The 3,228-nt window shown below is 65.0% G+C and carries 1 protein-coding gene; it reads left to right on the forward strand.

Annotation, left to right across the window (positions count from 1 at the left end):
- Positions 1 to 3,034: cadherin-like domain-containing protein (locus BLJAPNOD_RS34890; protein ID WP_147294637.1), on the forward strand; the 3,034-nt coding region annotated here is incomplete at its 5' end.
- Positions 3,035 to 3,228: the final 194 nt, after the last annotated feature.

Consider the following 3,228-nt stretch of genomic DNA (forward strand, 5'->3'; position numbering starts at 1 on the left):
CCCGCGGCTGTCGTCCTTCGGCAACCTGCCCTCGACCGGCGGCCGCAAGGATGACGACGATGACGACAATGCCGGTGGCGGCGATGACGACGACGACGGCAATGGCAACGGCGGCAACAATGGCGGCAATAACGGCGGAAACAACAACGGTGGCAATAATGGCGGCGGCAACAACGGCGGTGATGACGACGACGATGATGACGATGACGGCGCCACCCGCTCCAACCGGCTGCCGGTGGTCACCGGCCGCAACATCCTTGCCAACGGCTTCATGAACCTGTCGGCGATCATCCTGCTCGATGATCTCTTGGCCAACACGCTCGATCCCGACGGCGACCGGCTGTCGATCGCCAATCTGACCGTTTCTTCCGGTTCGGTGCGCGCTTACTCCGACGGCATGTGGCTCTATACGCCTGACCGTGGCGACATCGGCGAAGTCACCTTCAGCTATACCGTCTCCGACGGTACCGGCAGCGTCGCCAATGGCGCGCTGCTTTCGCTGCTCGACTGGCCGGCCAACGAGATCAAGGGCACCGAGGGACCCGACGTTCTCCTCGGCACGCCGCGCGCCGATATCATCGCGGCCCTTGGTGGCGACGACATCGTCTATGGCCGCGAGGACGACGACCTGATCCTTGGCGGCACCGGCAACGACACGCTGCTTGGCGGCGACGGCAACGACACGATCCATGGCGAAGACGGCGATGACCGGCTGTTCGGCGGCAATGGCAACGACATTCTCTTCGGCGGCGCCGGCAACGACCAGCTCTATGGCGAGGCTGGCGACGACATCCTCATCGGCGAGGAAGGCGACGACACGCTCTCGGGCGGCACCGGCGACGACCGGCTGTTCGGCGAAGACGGCAAGGATACCCTCGAGGGCGATGCCGGCGACGATCTCGTCGATGGCGGCAGCGAGGACGACCGCTTGACCGGCGGCACCGGCGACGACACGGTTCTTTCAGGCGCCGGCAACGATGTCATCGTTACCGGACCAAGCAGCGAAGAGGCCCGTCTGGCACAGGCATCGCAGACATCACCGGCGGCCGCCACCACCGACACCACCGACGACGGCGACGACCATTATTCCGGCGGCACCGGCTTCGACACGCTCGATGCCAGCACTACCACGAACACCATCGTCGTCGACCTCGAACAGGGCACGGCGTCAGGCGAAGAGATCGGCTCAGACACGCTCGACAGCATCGAGGCGGTCATCGCCGGCGCAGGTGACGACCAGCTCTCCGGCGACAACCAGAACAACACACTCCTCGGCAATGACGGCGACGACACCATCGACGGCCGCGACGGCAACGACACGCTCGCAGGCGGCCAGGGCGACGACACCGTCAAAGGCGGAAACGGAAACGATACCGTCATCGTTCAGGCCCGCGCCGAAGACCACAGCGACGACGACAACAGCGATTACGACGACGGCGACGACACATACGAAGGCGGCACCGGCTTCGACACGCTGGATGCCAGCGCCACCACCGAGACCATTGTTGTCGATCTCGAAGACGGCACGGCGTCAGGCGAAGAGATCGGCTCTGACACCGTCGTCAGCATCGAGACCGTCGTTGCCGGCTCCGGCGACGACCAGCTTTCCGGCGATGCCGCCTGCAACACGTTGATCGGCAATGACGGCAACGATGTCATCGACGGTCGTAGCGGCGACGATACGCTCGCCGGCGGCCAGGGCGACGATGTCGTCTCCGGTGGCGCCGGCGATGACACCATCGTCGTCGAAGCGCCTGTCTGCGCACCGGGTGAGACGACTGACGGCAACGATACCTACAGCGGCGGTGCGGGAACCGACACGCTGGATGCCAGTGCGACCACCGAGAGCATCGTCGTCGATCTCGAAGAGGGGACGGCCACGGGCGAGGAGATCGGTTCCGATACGCTCGACAGCATCGAGACAGTTATCGCCGGTTCGGGTGACGACCAGCTCTCGGGCGACGCCGAGAACAACACTCTCACAGGCAATGACGGCAACGATGTCATCGACGGTCGCGACGGCAACGACACGCTGGCCGGCGGCCAGGGTAACGATACCGTTTCCGGCGGTGAGGGCAACGACACTGTCATCGTCGTCGTGACAACCGATGCGGGCAATGACGGCAATGACACATACTCAGGCGGTGACGGCATCGATACGCTCGACATGTCGGCGCTGGTGCAGGCCGTTCTTGCCGATATCGAGGCCGGCATCGCCGAAGGCGAGGAGATCGGTTCGGACCTGATCGACGGCTTCGACATCATCGTCGGTGGCGACGGCGGCGACCGCCTGTCGGGTGGGACCGGCAACAATATCCTGTCGGGCGGCGACGGCAACGACATACTGCGCGGCCGCGGCGGCGACGATGTTCTCGTCGGGGGTGGCGGCAGTGACAAGTTGGAGGGCAATACCGGCAATGACACCTTCCTCGTGGTGATCGCGCCGGATGCGAGCGGCGACGACGGCAACGACCTGATCGACGGCAACGAGGCGGTCGACACCTACGACGCTTCGGCAGCGATGCAGGCCGTGGTGATCGACCTCGACCGTGGCACGGCTGAGGGTGTGGAGATCGGCTCGGACCTGTTGACCTCGGTCGAAGGTGCTGTCGGCGGCAAGGGCGACGACGTTCTCGTCGCCGGCAATGCCGTCAACTTTCTGGCTGGCGGCGCCGGCGCCGATGTCTTCGTCTTTCGCACGACCGCATCGCTTGCCAATGACGGCAGCGGCCGCGACGAGATCCGCGACTTCCAGGTCGGCGACCGCGTCGACCTGTCGAAGATCGCCGAGGCCATCGGCGGGCTCGTCTTCGGCGGACTGCTGCAGGATGGCCAGGCGCCGCCAGTCCACCAGATCACCTTCTATCACGAGACCTTTGGCGACGGCGAGCGCACGGTCGTGCGCGCCGTCGTCGACCTCGAGCGCGACGAGGATCTGCAATTCCTGATCGCCGGCCGCCACGAGCTTACCGAACAGGATTTTATCCTGGCGGCAACCGAAAGCCCGGCAGACCAGTCGAGAGACACCGTCTGAACGACCACGGAACCTAATAGTCACGCGTTATCGGGAGAAGAAGACCATGAACACCACGGACAAGAGCACGACAGAGGCGGCTGCCATGACAACCACGCCGGCAGAAAAACCGCAGTTCGGCATCACCTCGCGCATCGCTGTGTCGGCCGTCTTTGCCGCAACCCTGGTGTTCGGCGTCGGCGGCTGGGCCGCCC

The sequence above is a fragment of the Ensifer sp. M14 genome (assembly GCF_003355565.1).
Classification (GTDB): Bacteria; Pseudomonadota; Alphaproteobacteria; order Rhizobiales; family Rhizobiaceae; genus Ensifer.